18 protein-coding genes are annotated in these 13,527 nt (G+C 43.1%); all 18 read left to right on the top strand.

The window, feature by feature from the left end; all coding sequences use genetic code 11:
* Positions 1–907: DNA polymerase III subunit delta' (locus tag B3D47_RS13755; RefSeq protein ID WP_286862528.1), on the top strand; the 907-nt coding region annotated here is incomplete at its 5' end.
* Positions 908–924: 17 nt separating this feature from the next.
* Positions 925–1,266 carry a PilZ domain-containing protein gene (locus tag B3D47_RS13750; RefSeq protein ID WP_004892789.1) on the top strand — a complete coding sequence of 114 codons (342 nt, stop codon included), beginning with the start codon at positions 925–927 and terminating at the stop codon, positions 1,264–1,266.
* Positions 1,267–1,293: 27 nt separating this feature from the next.
* Positions 1,294–2,067, top strand: a complete 774-nt coding sequence (locus tag B3D47_RS13745; protein ID WP_004815579.1) for a TatD family hydrolase — start codon at positions 1,294–1,296, stop codon at positions 2,065–2,067.
* Between the two features lie 40 nt (positions 2,068–2,107).
* Positions 2,108–2,722 carry a TetR/AcrR family transcriptional regulator gene (locus B3D47_RS13740; RefSeq protein WP_004892793.1) on the top strand — a complete coding sequence of 205 codons (615 nt, stop codon included), beginning with the start codon at positions 2,108–2,110 and terminating at the stop codon, positions 2,720–2,722.
* 9 nt (positions 2,723–2,731) lie between these two features.
* The gene (locus B3D47_RS13735; RefSeq protein WP_004892797.1) at positions 2,732–3,289 is read left to right on the top strand and encodes a type II secretion system protein; all 558 of its coding nucleotides are present in this window, start codon (positions 2,732–2,734) and stop codon (positions 3,287–3,289) included.
* Between the two features lie 169 nt (positions 3,290–3,458).
* Complete coding sequence (gene gspI, locus B3D47_RS13730; protein WP_286862560.1) at positions 3,459–4,007, top strand: type II secretion system minor pseudopilin GspI; 549 nt, start codon at positions 3,459–3,461, stop codon at positions 4,005–4,007.
* Positions 4,004–4,639, top strand: a complete 636-nt coding sequence (gene gspJ / locus B3D47_RS13725) for a type II secretion system minor pseudopilin GspJ (protein ID WP_048881308.1) — start codon at positions 4,004–4,006, stop codon at positions 4,637–4,639. The genes gspI and gspJ overlap by 4 nt, the downstream gene beginning before the upstream one ends.
* Positions 4,640–4,648: 9 nt before the next feature.
* The gene (gspK, locus tag B3D47_RS13720) at positions 4,649–5,596 is read left to right on the top strand and encodes a type II secretion system minor pseudopilin GspK (RefSeq protein ID WP_286862526.1); all 948 of its coding nucleotides are present in this window, start codon (positions 4,649–4,651) and stop codon (positions 5,594–5,596) included.
* Positions 5,597–5,743: 147 nt separating this feature from the next.
* A complete protein-coding gene (locus B3D47_RS13715; protein ID WP_004815591.1) occupies positions 5,744–6,340 on the top strand; it encodes a 6-pyruvoyl trahydropterin synthase family protein in 597 nt (198 codons plus the stop codon).
* A 45-nt stretch (positions 6,341–6,385) separates the two neighbouring features.
* On the top strand, positions 6,386–7,102 hold the full coding sequence (gene ung, locus B3D47_RS13710) for a uracil-DNA glycosylase (protein WP_286862524.1): 717 nt from the start codon (positions 6,386–6,388) through the stop codon (positions 7,100–7,102).
* Positions 7,099–8,223, top strand: a complete 1,125-nt coding sequence (locus B3D47_RS13705; RefSeq protein WP_286862522.1) for an enoyl-CoA hydratase/isomerase family protein — start codon at positions 7,099–7,101, stop codon at positions 8,221–8,223. The genes ung and B3D47_RS13705 overlap by 4 nt, the downstream gene beginning before the upstream one ends.
* A 3-nt stretch (positions 8,224–8,226) precedes the next feature.
* The gene (tadA, locus tag B3D47_RS13700) at positions 8,227–8,748 is read left to right on the top strand and encodes a tRNA adenosine(34) deaminase TadA (protein WP_004815596.1); all 522 of its coding nucleotides are present in this window, start codon (positions 8,227–8,229) and stop codon (positions 8,746–8,748) included.
* A 51-nt stretch (positions 8,749–8,799) separates the two neighbouring features.
* Positions 8,800–9,231 carry an SRPBCC family protein gene (locus B3D47_RS13695; protein ID WP_004892812.1) on the top strand — a complete coding sequence of 144 codons (432 nt, stop codon included), beginning with the start codon at positions 8,800–8,802 and terminating at the stop codon, positions 9,229–9,231.
* A gap of 17 nt (positions 9,232–9,248) precedes the next feature.
* Positions 9,249–9,932, top strand: a complete 684-nt coding sequence (cmk, locus tag B3D47_RS13690; protein WP_004892814.1) for a (d)CMP kinase — start codon at positions 9,249–9,251, stop codon at positions 9,930–9,932.
* Between the two features lie 115 nt (positions 9,933–10,047).
* Positions 10,048–11,724 (top strand): 30S ribosomal protein S1, encoded by a 1,677-nt coding sequence (gene rpsA, locus B3D47_RS13685; protein ID WP_286862517.1) that lies wholly within the window; start codon positions 10,048–10,050, stop codon positions 11,722–11,724.
* Positions 11,725–11,887: 163 nt separating this feature from the next.
* Positions 11,888–12,193 (top strand): integration host factor subunit beta, encoded by a 306-nt coding sequence (locus B3D47_RS13680; RefSeq protein ID WP_004815605.1) that lies wholly within the window; start codon positions 11,888–11,890, stop codon positions 12,191–12,193.
* Positions 12,194–12,208: 15 nt separating this feature from the next.
* Positions 12,209–12,574 carry a lipopolysaccharide assembly protein LapA domain-containing protein gene (locus tag B3D47_RS13675; RefSeq protein ID WP_004815608.1) on the top strand — a complete coding sequence of 122 codons (366 nt, stop codon included), beginning with the start codon at positions 12,209–12,211 and terminating at the stop codon, positions 12,572–12,574.
* A 250-nt stretch (positions 12,575–12,824) separates the two neighbouring features.
* Positions 12,825–13,505 carry an orotidine-5'-phosphate decarboxylase gene (gene pyrF, locus B3D47_RS13670; protein WP_008304021.1) on the top strand — a complete coding sequence of 227 codons (681 nt, stop codon included), beginning with the start codon at positions 12,825–12,827 and terminating at the stop codon, positions 13,503–13,505.
* Positions 13,506–13,527 lie beyond the last annotated feature (22 nt).

Raw genomic sequence — 13,527 nt, 5'->3', positions numbered from 1 at the left:
GCTTGGGCATGGACTACTGTTTTATGGCAAAAAGGGCTGTGGTAAGGAAGCTTTTACCCAGCAATTTCTGGCATGGGTACTATGTCAAAATCGTCATGTGCGCAATTTGCCATGTGGTGAATGTGGCAGTTGTCAGTGGCTTAAAGCAGATACTCATCCCAATTATGTTTATATCAGTACCGATGAAGAAAACAAAAAACAGAATGCCAAAATCAAGATTGAAAAGATCCGGGATTTATTGCCATTTGTGCAGCAAACTGTTGATGGTTGGCGTGTTATTGTCATAGAGCCTGCTGAAGCACTGAATATTGCCTCTTCCAATGCTTTGCTGAAAACCCTGGAAGAGCCGGGTGAAAATATTGTCATTATTCTGCTGGCTGATCATTACTTAAAATTACCCGCGACAATTCGCAGCCGTTTACAGCATTTTGCTTTGGATCGCATTACATCAGATCAGGCCACAAATTATTTAAATGAATATTTACCAGATGCAGGATCTTCCCAACAGCAATTATTAATGAATCTGGCCAATCAGATGCCGTTACAGGCGATTGAAGTGGCTCAGAGTGCCTGGATGCCGATGCGTCAGGATTTTTTGCAAGACTGGAAAAAACTGGTCATAGAAAAAAATATGCCGATCGCAATTGCGACGCGATGGAACAAAAGCCTAAGTTTTAATGATTTTGGGCAGATGTTTGAATACTTGTTGTCGGATTTGATTTGTGTCAAGCTAAATCAGGCCATTAAAAACATCGATTTGGAATTTGAGGTATTGGCTGAATATTATTCATTAGAACAGCTTTTTGATATTTACGGGGAATTTCAGCAGTCCAAGCAGTATCTGGAACAGAATGTACAAAGCAATCTGGTTCTGGACCAGCTCTGTATTCGACTGATGAATCTTTAACGAAGAAGGAGAAGAATATGCAATCACGTATGGGGGGTATTATTCAGGCGAATATTCCTGATATTGAAACTCTATTTGCCAGTTATATGCCATTTGTTGCAGGCGGTGGTCTTTTTATTCCTTCCAATCAGACAGTAAAGCTCGGAGATGAGGTTTTCGTCCTGACGACTTTACCTGAACAATCACAAAAAATTCCTTTAACCGGTAAAGTCATCTGGGTATCACAAAAACAAAATGGCATTAAACCACAAGGTTTTGGTATCCAGTTAAGCGGTGATAAAGGCGTTTTCTTTAAAAATGAGGCCGAACGACTGATTACGGGGCTTAAATCTGCAGGGCGTAGAAGCTACACTATGTAGATTCTCCCTGCTGAAAAGGACTACACCGTGTTTGTAGATACGCATTGTCATTTAACTTTACTCGACCTAACGCCTTACAGCGGTGATCTGGATCTAGCATTGGCACAGGCACGTGAAGCGGGTGTTTCCAGGTTTATGAGTATTTCGGTAGATCTTGATGATCATATCGAACTGGCCAAGATTGCGGCGCGACATGCTGATGTAGGCTATACCGTAGGTGTGCATCCTTGTGAAGATGCTGCAACCATGGCACGCGCAACTACGGATTATCTGGTTGAGCTGGCACAGCCAGAAAAAGTTTGGGCTTTAGGTGAAACAGGTCTAGATTATTTCCATAGCACTGATTTTATCCAAGAACAGAAAGAATGTTTTGCACGCCACATCCATGCTTCACAAGTCGTGAAAAAACCGGTGGTGGTCCACACCCGTTCAGCCAAGCATGACACAGTAGATATCATTCGCGCTGAAAAATCTACACATGGCATCTTGCACTGTTTTACCGAAGACTGGGAAACAGCCAAAGCAGTTCTTGACTGTGGTTATTATGTCTCTTTCTCAGGCATTGTTTCTTTCAAAAATGCGCAGGATTTACGTGATGTGGCAAAACAGGTTCCACTGGATCGCGTGTTGATAGAGACAGATAGTCCTTATCTGGCACCCGTGCCTTATCGGGGTAAATCAAATGAACCGAAATACGTTCCATTTGTAGCCAAAGCCTTATGTGATGTATATGATAAGAGCTTGGAAGAAATGGCTGCAATCACAATGCAGAATTTTGAAAATCTTCTAAGTTTTAAGTAATACGAATTAAATAAGAGCAGAAGAGAGTTATAGGGTGAAGATGGATCGTCAGGCTCAGTTTCGAGCAAGAGAAACCTTGATTTTTCAAGTGGCAGAACAGCTGCTACTTGAAAATGGTGAAGCCGGTATGACGCTAGATGCGTTGGCTGCAGAACTGGATTTGGCTAAAGGCACACTCTATAAACATTTCCAAAGCAAAGATGAGCTGTACATGCTGCTCATTATCCGTAATGAACGTATGCTGCTGGAAATGATCCAGGATGCGGAAAAGGCTTTTCCAGAACATTTGGCTTTCTTCATGTTGCATCATCTGCATCATCCGGAGCGTACGGTACTGTTTCATCAGATTGAGGAGCGCTTATCGACGACTGGGGTGGGTATTCAGCAATTATTTACTGAGCTTTACCAGATCCGGAAACAGCGTTTACGTCTGATTATTCGCATGACAGAAAGCTATCTGGAATCAATTCAAAGCAGTATGCCAGTACGTGATTATCTTGCTTCGATCTGGTCGCTAACTCATGGTGCAGCTGCAATCCTGAACTCCAGTTTCTATCAGCGTTACCTTGGTTCTCGTGATACTTTACGTGTGGCCTATATCGACCAGGCTCTGGCTTTACCCAAAAAAATTAATTCGGTTGAGCAGTTTGCTTAAAGGCATTCCATGAAAATCCAGTCTCTATCATCAAATCGTGGTTTTACACTCATTGAATTGATGGTGGTGATTGTCATTATGGGAATTCTAGCATCTCTGGTGATGCTGAATATAGGTGGGGTAGATCAGCGTAAAGCGATGCAGGCACGTGAAGTGTTTATGCTGGATTTACAACGTATTTTACGTGAAGCGAATGATCAGGCTCGGGTGCTCGCCTTGCAGACCCAGCCGGCAACGGATGTCAGCCCATTTCAATACACTGTGGTGGAATATCAAAAAAATTCTGCCAATACTGATTTTAGCTTAAGTAGCACATCACAGAAATGGATTCACTATACTGAATTTAAGACCCAAGCTTTGCCAGATAAAGTATCTTTGCAGGTTCAGCCCTTGGACCAGCGTTATGAAAATGCACAAAACCGGGATTTGACTATGCAGGATGCGCCAAAATTGATTTGGCTCGGCAATGGGGAAGTGAAACCGGTACGGATTCAGTTTTATCTTGATAATAATGAAGTCGGTTCTGCGATTGAAATCGACCACCTGGGTAAAATCAATGAAATTTAAATATTTCAAGCAGAGTGCTGGAGCTGATGCAATCAAGTCATTTAAGGCGAGTGCTGATCAATTTCATTATGTGTACCTCGAGCATAGCTCTTTATCTTACACAGCGGTGAAGCAGCATTACACTCATCGCAGTTCCTCAAGCACAGCTTTCGGACTTTCTTGTGCGACAATGCCGCTCAAGTCGAGTATTGCTCGATTTAATCGTATGCACTCCGAACAGAGTTCGTCATCTTGCGCTCGAACGAAATGTTGTTTTGTTTATCGCTGCTCCTCAAGCATAGCTTTCGGACTTTCTTGCGCGACGATGCCGCTCAGGTCGAGTGTTACTCGACTTAATCGTGCCTCAGGTTTTACTTTGCTGGAAGTCATGGTCGCACTGGCAATCTTTGCTACCGCAGCCATGGCACTGACTAAGGTGGCAATGCAATATACCCAGTCGACTTCCCATGCCATCTTACGCACCAAAGCTCAGTTTGTTGCTTTAAATGAAGCAGCACAAATGGAAATCAATCAGGAATGGCTAACAGGAACTTCATCCCGGCAGATTACCCAGCAGGGTGAGTCCTGGCAGATTGATAAGAAATCTGAACCAACTATTAGCCCAAATGTACAGCGTGTTGATATTCAGGTCGGTATTGTCGATGCTGATACTGGGCAACTGGAATCTGGTGTCAGTAGTCTGGTGTTTTTTAATCATCGGGTGAATCAGATACAATGAAAAAAAATGGATTTACCCTGGTTGAGCTGCTGGTTGCGATTGCGATCTTTGCCGTATTGTCTGCATTAGGATGGCAGGTCTTTGATCATATCCGGGTCACGCGCGATCAAAATACCCTTCATGAACAAAAGTTAAATCAATTACAGCAAGGCTATCAGCAGATTCTGCGTGATATGGTGCAAACAGTACCCTTAACCGCAAATGTAAATGGTGATATCCAGCCAGCTTTAGTATTGCAAGATGGTCGTTTTAATTTTAGTAAGACTGGTGTTACGGATCCACTGGAACAAGGCATTGCACCGGATGAGCGGGTAGAATATCAATATCGGGCGGATGAGCAAAAAGTCTATCGGCTTAAATTCAGGAACCTGAACCAGACCGGACGCGATCAACCGGAATCGAGCATATTGCTGAGCGATGTAGAACAGTTTCAAATTACTGCACTGAATCCAAATGAAATCACACAATGGCCGGAAAGTGGACTAGATTTAAATCGTACTGAAAACAAGCAGCTTTTACCGAAAGGTATCAAGATCAATCTGACTGTACAGGGTGTGCAATATGAATGGTTGTTCAGTCTGCTGAACACAGATTATCTGTCAAATAATACCAATAATATAGGCAGCTCATAGGATCGAAGTATGAAGCAGCAACAGGGTATCGCATTAATAACCATTCTGGTGATGGTTGCACTGGCAACCATCCTGGCGGCAACGATTGCTAAACGTCAGGCTGCGACTGCGGAAAGTACAGCTTATCTGATGCGCCAGAATCAGTCCTTGATGTATGCCAAAAGTGCTGAAGCCTTCTTTTCCGAATTGCTTGTAGATGATGCTGAAAATGCCGCTGATATTGATCATCTGAACGAAACCTGGGCACAACAGATGCCTCCTTTTCCTGTGGATGATGGCTATATTGCTGGCAGGCTAGAGGATGAGTCGGGCAAGTTTAATCTGAACAGTCTGGTGGCTGAAGATGGAACCGTAAATGAACCGGCGAAAAAATGGTTTGAACTGATTTTGAAACGGGTTGGATTACCGGAACAATTAAGTGAAGCAGTGATTGACTGGCAGGATCAAGATGAACTGCCAATTGGTGCTATGGGAGCAGAATCCATTCATTATCGAGGTTTGCCAAATGCTGCATTGCCACCCAATGCCAATTTTCATAGTATAGAACAACTCAAGCTGGTACGAGGTTTTGAAGAGAACCGCTATAAACTGCTGCTACCATACGTAACGGCAGCCCCGCTAAAGGATACGCAAGTGAATATCAATACGGCACCAGCGGCTTTGCTGGCAAGTCTGGATGACAAGCTGGATGTGAATGCTGTGCAACAAGCTTTGGATCTTAAATTTGGTAAACAGGAGCACTTTGCTAATGTATCTGAACTTTGGCAAGTTGCTCCTTTTGATCAGATAGCTGCTGAAAATCGTAACCAGTTTGCCACACTATTGGGCGTAAAGTCCCAGTTCTTTAAAGCACGGATTGAAGTGATGCTGAATGAGCGTAAGCGTCAGTTTAGCAGTGATCTGATACGGCAAGATAAGCAGGTCTATGTCTCGTATCGCAGTATGGCGCCATTTTAAATTATCTTCATACTTCAGCCAGAGTGCGTAGAAGCTGTATATGATCCGTTTTGTCTATTAACGTGAACTGCAAAATTAATCCTCCTTCTTCTAGTTTTGCTTTATAATTGTAGTGAATTCACCTATTTTTTGACGACATTACGGCACATGTTAATTCGTAAGTTATTTAAGTTTGAAAATGCTCATATCGTGCGAAATTGCACATCGGATCGCTGTAAGCGTTCGATCCATGGTCATAGTTATAAAGTAGAATTATTACTGAAAGCCTCTAAGCTCGATCATGGTCAGATGGTATATGACTTTGGTTTGCTAAAAGGTGTCATCAAGGACTTTTTTGATTCATTCGATCATGCTATCTGCTTTTGGCAGGACGATAATCCCGAATACATTCAGGCCTGCAAGAATTTTAGTGCACGTTGGGTGTCATTGCCAGTATCGCCGTCTGCTGAACAGTTCTCGCGTATTTTCTTCTTTTTAGCGCAGCAAGTGCTGGCTTCAACCATTACCCAGAATGGTGAAGGAGATGTCGAGGTGTATTCCGTGATTGTGCATGAAACCGATACCGGTTACGCACAAAGCTTTTTGGAAGATATCGAAAATGAGCAAATGGGGCTACTTAACCTGGATCAGATTGAATTTTCTGAACAGGTACAAGCTGAATGGACCGATCCTGATATGTTCAGCAAGTTGAAACAGGGGGTTCCATTCCACAACCCAACCGTAGACTTACAGGTAAAAGTTTAAGCTGTTTCAGTTTTAAACTGCATGACATCAATTTAGGATGAAAAAATGTCTTTATTAACTGAACAGCAAATTGCAAAACTGAATAAAGTCCAGCTGGATGAAAGCTGGAAATATAGCCTGAGTGATTTTTTACTCGGTGCAAAAATGGATGCACTTAAAAATTTTCTGATTGAAGAAAAGAAAGCAGACAAAGTTATTTATCCACCGAATCATCTGATTTTTAATGCGCTAAATACGACACCGCTGGATCAGGTGAAAGTGGTGATTTTAGGACAGGATCCTTATCATGGCCCGAATCAAGCACATGGCTTAAGTTTCTCGGTGCAAAAAGGGGTTGCATTGCCTCCATCTTTGCGTAATATTTTTCATGAGTTGCACTCGGATCTGGGCGTGCCTATTCCTAAACATGGCAACTTGACCCATTGGGCAGAGGAAGGTGTGTTGCTCCTGAATGCAGTATTAACCGTAGAAGCGGGCCAGCCGACTTCACATCAAAAACGTGGCTGGGAAGAATTTACTGATCACGTAATTGATGTCATTAATGAACAACGTGAAAATGTAGTCTTTATTCTTTGGGGTGCTTACGCGCAGCGTAAAGGACAACGCATTGACCAGAATAAACACCTTGTACTTAAAGCCGCACACCCGTCGCCGTTGTCGGCAAACCGTGGCGGATTCTTTGGTTGTAAAGTATTTTCCAAAGCAAACAATTATCTTAAACAACATGGCATTGAGCCTATAGATTGGCAGCTGGACGCATGACATATTCTCCTGTATCAAAACAATATCACTCGGATCTGATTGTCGAAGAAGCCCAAAATGGATGGCGCATCGTTCGATTAAATCGTCCGAAATCACTACATGCACTGGATGAAACCATTGCATCGGCCTTGCTTGAGGTTTTTGAAGATTTTCATCACGATGACAATGTAAAAGCAATCTGGTTCGATTCGACCACCCCTAAAGCATTCTGTGCAGGTGGAGATGTACGTAAATTGCGTCAGTTAGTCATCAATGACGAAGTTGCAACTGCGAACAAATTCTTTGAGCAGGAATATGCTTTAGATCTGTTGCTACATAACTATGCCAAACCAGTGCTGGTATGGGGCGAAGGTTATGTGATGGGTGGTGGTCTAGGTTTATTTATGGCGGCACCGTTCCGCCTGGTAACGCCATATTCCCGTCTGGCAATGCCTGAAATCAATATCGGTCTGTATCCAGACGTTGGTGCAACGCGTTTCCTGGCAGATCGTGGTGCGATTGGTTTATTTACCGGTTTAACAGGTTCAATCATGACTGCGGCTGGCGCGTATGGTATTGGCTGGGCTACCCATATCTGCGATATGCAGCGTGATGCTGTTCTGCACAAAATGGTCAATGTTGACTGGGAGCACTATCCGGCGGGAGATTTCCGCGCTATTGATGATACGTTAAACAGTATGCATCGTCCTGTAGGGCCTGGACCATTGCAAAATTCACTTGATGTCATTCATAGTGTCTGCCGTGGCGTTAACTTTGAACATGATTATGAAGCTATTGTTGGTTTAAAGGATGCGCGCAGCGACTGGCTGCGTCAAGCCAGTGAAAATCTTCAAAAAGGCTCTCCAGCAACTGCTGCTTTAACTTGGCTATTATGGCAATGGGGTAAACAGGTACATTCCTGGAATGAAGTTTTTGAGCTGGAAATCCAGATTTCTGACTGGAAAATTCGTCATCCGGACTTTGTCGAAGGTGTGCGTGCACGTCTGGTCGATAAGGACCTATCTCCGGAATGGGAGAAAGGTGCTGACCTGAGTCTGAAAGGTATCTTTGGTAATAATCCGCCAGTTACTCAAATTGACAGCTGGAATGCGCTATTAAGACAGTATGGTGTCATTAGCTGATTCATGACTGAATATATTAAAACCGATGCAGAATGGATGCAGTTTGCCTACGAGCAGGCTGCATTAGCGGCAGCGCAGGGAGAAATTCCTGTGGGTGCAATTATTGTCAGTAATAACCAGATTATTGGTCAAGGCTTCAATTCTCCAATTTCATTGAATGACCCTACCGCACATGCAGAGATTGTGGCCATTCGTGAAGCCTGTCAAGCTATTCAAAACTACCGTCTACCTGATGATGCAGTTCTCTACGTGACTTTGGAGCCTTGCACCATGTGTGTAGGGGCACTGGTACATTCACGGATTTCCCGCGTGGTTTTTGGTACCACAGAGCCGAAAGCAGGCTCACTGATCAGTGCACGTAAGCTCTTTGAAACTGGCTACTACAATCATGTTTTTGAGTTTGAATCGGGATGCTTGCAAGCTCAGTGTGCCGGGCAGCTCAGCGATTTCTTTAGAATGCGCCGGGAACAGAAAAGACAATTAAAGTTACAAGAAAGGCAAATGAATGCTCAGAATCAGGCCTGAATTCTGTTTAATATTAACCCTTAAAAATAACAACCCCAACCAGGACTTATGATGAACGCCATACAAGTAAAAAAAGAATTTCCTGCACCTTTAGCGCAGGTGTTTGACCTGTTGTCTAAACACGCAACTTATAATGTAGCCTTTGCCCCGATTCAGGTGGAACGTATCAAGGATTCTGCGGATCCTGAACGTCCTGATGGTCTGGGGTCAATTCGTAGCCTGGGCATTGGGCCGATCAAACCGTTAAAGGAACAGATCACACTGCTTGAGCCGAATTCGCGGATTGAATATAAAATTATTAAAAATCCGCTGGTGAAACATCACTTGGGTATTATTGAGTTTGAAGCAGTTTCAGATGATAAAACGCTGGTGACCTATACTATTGAATTACAGACTCGTGCACCCTTTGTCAGCAAATTAATCCTTGCACAGCTAAAAGCAGGGATTAAACTAGGCTTCGCGAAACTCGCAAAATCTGTTTAAACAACAATGGAAAAGCAATGACAGTTCAAATTATTACCATTGATGGACCAAGTGGTTCGGGCAAGGGGACACTCGCTGCGAAAATTGCAGCACATTACGGTTTCCATCTGTTAGATTCAGGTGCGTTATATCGCCTGCTTGGATTGTCATTGCAGCAGCAGGATTTGCTGGACTCATTAGATAATGAACTGGAAAAATGCGTACACATTGCTACAAATTTAGACATCCAGTTTACAAGTACTGCAACCGGAATACAGGTATGGTTAGAAGGTGAGGATGTGACCCATACTATCCGTACTGAACGTGTTGGTGAGTTTGCCTCAAAAGTTGCCGCAATTCCTGAACTTAGAGCTGCTTTAGTGGGTCGTCAGCATGCTTTTGCACAAGAACCAGGTCTGGTGGCAGATGGTCGTGACATGGCAACCAGTATCTTTCCGAATGCCCAAGCCAAGATATATTTGACCGCATCGGCTGAATCACGTGCGAACAGACGAGTAAAGCAGTTGCAGGGCATGGGACTGGATGCTAAAATAAGCGACATTTTAGCTAATATACAGGCTCGAGATAAAAGAGATATGGAACGCACGGTCGCTCCGCTCAAGCCGGCAACAGATGCTTATATCATCGACAGCTCAGAACTGGGTATCGATGAAGTATTTAATCTGATGACCGCTTATATCGACAGCCAGTTAGCTCATTAACCGAATTATCAAATTCAGCAGACGCATAGCTCGATCAGTTTTATATGGGACTATGTAGACGCTTAACTAAACCGGCCTTGTCTGATCCAAGACCGCTGACTTTATCGGAAATATCATGACCGAATCTTTTGCAGCCCTCTTTGAAGAAAGCGAATTAAACCTCAACGTTGAAAAGGGTGCAGTCATCCAAGGCGTTGTAGTAAGCATCGACTCTGACTGGGTAACTGTTGACACTGGCCTTAAATCTGAAGGCGTTGTTGACCGTGCTGAGTTCTTAAATGAACAACGCGAACTTGAAGTTCAAGTTGGCGACACTGTAGACGTAGTTGTTGAAGCACTTGACAACGGTATGGGTCAAACTGTTCTTTCTCGCGAAAAAGCTAAACGCGCTGAGACTTGGACTAAACTTGAAAAAATCTTTGAAGACGGCGAAATCGTTACTGGTGTTATCTCTGGTAAAGTTAAAGGCGGTTTCACTGTTGACATCGGTCCAGTACGTGCGTTCCTTCCTGGTTCTTTAGTTGATACTCGTCCTATTCGTGATACGACTCACTTAGAAGGCAAAGAGTTAGAATTCAAAGTAATCAAGCTTGACGCTAAACGTAACAACGTTGTTGTTTCACGTCGTGCTGTTATGGAAGCTGAATCTTCAGCTGACCGTGAAGCGCTTCTTGCTCAGCTTGAAGAAGGTCAAACAGTTACTGGTACGATTAAGAACCTTACTGACTACGGCGCGTTCGTTGACCTTGGCGGTATCGACGGTCTTCTTCACATCACTGACATGGCTTGGAAACGTATCAAGCACCCATCAGAAGTTGTTGAAGTTGGTCAAGAAGTTACTGTTAAAGTACTTAAATTCGACCGCGAACGTAACCGCGTATCTTTAGGCCTTAAACAATTAGGCGAAGATCCATGGTTAGCGATCATGAGCCGTTACCCTAAAGGTTCTATCGTTAAAGCTCGCGTAACTAACCTAACTGACTACGGCTGTTTCGCAGAAATCGCTGAAGGCGTTGAAGGTCTAGTACACGTGTCTGAAATGGACCACACTAACAAAAACATCCACCCATCTAAAGTAGTTCAGATCGGTGACGAAGTTGACGTTATGGTTCTTGAAGTAGACGAAGAGCGTCGTCGTATTTCTCTTGGTATCAAACAAACTCGTGCTAACCCATGGGAAGAGTTTGCTAAGAACCACGACAAAGGCGAGAAAGTATCTGGTACGATCAAGTCTATCACTGACTTCGGTATCTTCATCGGTTTACCAGGCGGTATCGATGGTCTAGTTCACTTGTCTGACATCTCTTGGAACGAACAAGGCGAAGAAGCGATTCGTCGTTACAAGAAAGGTGACACAGTTGAAGCGGTTATCTTGTCTGTAGATGCTGAAGGCAACCGTATCAGCCTTGGTATCAAACAATTGAACAGCGATCCATTCAACGATTTCTTAGCTGCTAACGAACGCGGTGCGCTTGTTAAAGGTACTGTAACTGCTGTTGACGCTAAAGGCGCTACAGTTAAGTTAGCTGACGAAGTTGAAGCGACTCTTAAAGCATCTGAAATCAACCGCGACCGCGTTGAAGATGCAACTAAGTTCCTTGAAGTTGGTCAAGAAGTTGAAGCTAAGATCATCAATGTAGATCGTAAATCTCGCACTATCAATTTGTCTATCAAAGCGAAAGACGAAGCTGAAGAGAAAGAAGCTGTTGCTAACTTGAAAACAGCTGCTGCTGGTCAAGAAAATGGTCCTAAGACGATTGGTGACCTGATCAAGGCGCAAATGAGCAACTAAGTAAGCACAGGAAATGTATTGTTAATGTAAGTTAACTAATATTTTCTGAACGATTACTGTAAACGGTAGCGTAGTATTTAATTATTGCGCTACCGTTTTGTATTTAAACAGGTTATTATCGCCATAGAGAGTCCAAGTAGCTTGATAATTAAAGAGGTCGCAGATGACTACTGAAGCACTTAATAAGTCTGATTTAATAGAGCGTATTTCCCTAAAGAACCCGCATTTAGCTGAGCCTTTAGTTGAAGAAGCTGTGAAGATCATGATCGATCAAATGATCGAAGCATTATCGACAGACAACCGTATTGAGATTCGTGGGTTTGGCAGCTTCGCATTGCATCATCGCGAGCCACGTATTGGCCGAAACCCGAAAACCGGTAAGTCTGTTGAAGTCGCAGCAAAAGCAGTTCCACACTTCAAACCAGGTAAGGCACTACGTGATGCTGTAAACGAATCAGCAAACAAATAATTCAAGGGGCGTGTTATGCGTTACGTACTCGTCGTTTTATTACTCGTTGTATTTGGGTATTCACTGGCACTGGTATTGCAAAATGGAACTGAACTATCTGTAGACCTGTTATTTACTCAGGTTCCTGCAATGCGTTTAGGCCTATTATTGTTGTTGACACTGTCATTGGGTGTCATTCTTGGCCTACTGCTAGGTGTACAGGTATTTAAAGTTTTCCAAAACAGCTGGGAAATTAAGCGATTGCGTAAAGACATAGACCACCTGCGTAAAGAGCAGCTGAATACAGCGAAGTTGATGGCAGCAGAAGCGGCTGCTCATTCACGCCATGAAAAGACAGTTGTTGATATCCATCCTCAGGATCGACCTTCGACACCTTTATAAGGATGTGATGTCATAACTTTGACTATTTAAACTTCTCCTGATTATATTTAAAGCACTCTGATTCTTGCTCAGGGTGCTTTTTTATGCTTTAAGTTTTATAAACCCATTAAAAATAAAATTAATTAAAAAAATTGTTTTAGAAATAAGAGATTTAAATTGATTTAAGAAACAGTTTTCATAATTTATATATTTGTTCATACAGCTGAAATCCGTATAATGCCTTAATTTTGTCAATTTAAAGGGTCTTGTTATGAGTATTATCGTTGCCTTGGATGCAAAAAGCCAATATGACGCATTGACGATTGCTGAGCAATTAGACCCTGAGCTTTGCCGTGTAAAAGTTGGTAAAGAGTTATTTACCCATGAAGGCCCATCAGTCGTCAAAGCACTGCAAGATAAAGGTTTTGAAGTTTTCCTTGATTTGAAATTTCACGATATTCCAAATACTACTGCGCAGGCAGTATGTGCAGCCGCAGACTTGGGTGTATGGATGGTGAATGTACATGCTTCTGGCGGTCGTAAAATGATGGAAACCTGTGTTGAGCGTCTTAAAGCTGGGAATTATAATACTCAACTGATCGCGGTAACGGTATTAACTTCAATGGGCCGTGAAGATTTAAAAGATATCGGTCTGGATATTGAACCCTTTGAGCATGTGAAACGTCTTGCTGCTTTGACCAAAGACAGTGGTCTAGATGGTGTGGTGTGTTCTGCGCAAGAAGCAAAAATGCTGCGCGAAACGCTTGGTGCAGACTTTGCATTGGTAACGCCGGGGATCCGTCCGGAAGGCTCAAATGCAGACGACCAAAAGCGTATTGTGACACCGAAACAAGCAATGTTGGATGGTTCTACACATTTGGTGATTGGTCGTCCGATTACCAAATCTGAAAATATGCGTCAGACTTTAAAAGATATTCTGGCAACCTTGTAATTCTATCAATCCGATAAAAAGC

Source organism: Acinetobacter sp. UBA3461 (assembly GCF_002381195.1).
Lineage (GTDB): Bacteria > Pseudomonadota > Gammaproteobacteria > Pseudomonadales > Moraxellaceae > Acinetobacter > Acinetobacter schindleri.
This window is presented reverse-complemented; position numbering and strand designations above follow the sequence as displayed.

Coding starts and splice junctions, on each gene's coding strand:
- B3D47_RS13715 (WP_004815591.1), top strand. CDS start 5,744: ATGTTAATTCGTAAGTTATTTAAGTTTGAAAATGCTCATATCGTGCGA.
- B3D47_RS13695 (WP_004892812.1), top strand. CDS start 8,800: ATGAACGCCATACAAGTAAAAAAAGAATTTCCTGCACCTTTAGCGCAG.
- rpsA (WP_286862517.1), top strand. CDS start 10,048: ATGACCGAATCTTTTGCAGCCCTCTTTGAAGAAAGCGAATTAAACCTC.
- B3D47_RS13680 (WP_004815605.1), top strand. CDS start 11,888: ATGACTACTGAAGCACTTAATAAGTCTGATTTAATAGAGCGTATTTCC.
- B3D47_RS13705 (WP_286862522.1), top strand. CDS start 7,099: ATGACATATTCTCCTGTATCAAAACAATATCACTCGGATCTGATTGTC.
- B3D47_RS13675 (WP_004815608.1), top strand. CDS start 12,209: ATGCGTTACGTACTCGTCGTTTTATTACTCGTTGTATTTGGGTATTCA.
- tadA (WP_004815596.1), top strand. CDS start 8,227: ATGACTGAATATATTAAAACCGATGCAGAATGGATGCAGTTTGCCTAC.
- pyrF (WP_008304021.1), top strand. CDS start 12,825: ATGAGTATTATCGTTGCCTTGGATGCAAAAAGCCAATATGACGCATTG.
- gspK (WP_286862526.1), top strand. CDS start 4,649: ATGAAGCAGCAACAGGGTATCGCATTAATAACCATTCTGGTGATGGTT.
- B3D47_RS13750 (WP_004892789.1), top strand. CDS start 925: ATGCAATCACGTATGGGGGGTATTATTCAGGCGAATATTCCTGATATT.
- B3D47_RS13735 (WP_004892797.1), top strand. CDS start 2,732: ATGAAAATCCAGTCTCTATCATCAAATCGTGGTTTTACACTCATTGAA.
- cmk (WP_004892814.1), top strand. CDS start 9,249: ATGACAGTTCAAATTATTACCATTGATGGACCAAGTGGTTCGGGCAAG.
- B3D47_RS13740 (WP_004892793.1), top strand. CDS start 2,108: ATGGATCGTCAGGCTCAGTTTCGAGCAAGAGAAACCTTGATTTTTCAA.
- gspI (WP_286862560.1), top strand. CDS start 3,459: ATGCCGCTCAAGTCGAGTATTGCTCGATTTAATCGTATGCACTCCGAA.
- gspJ (WP_048881308.1), top strand. CDS start 4,004: ATGAAAAAAAATGGATTTACCCTGGTTGAGCTGCTGGTTGCGATTGCG.
- ung (WP_286862524.1), top strand. CDS start 6,386: ATGTCTTTATTAACTGAACAGCAAATTGCAAAACTGAATAAAGTCCAG.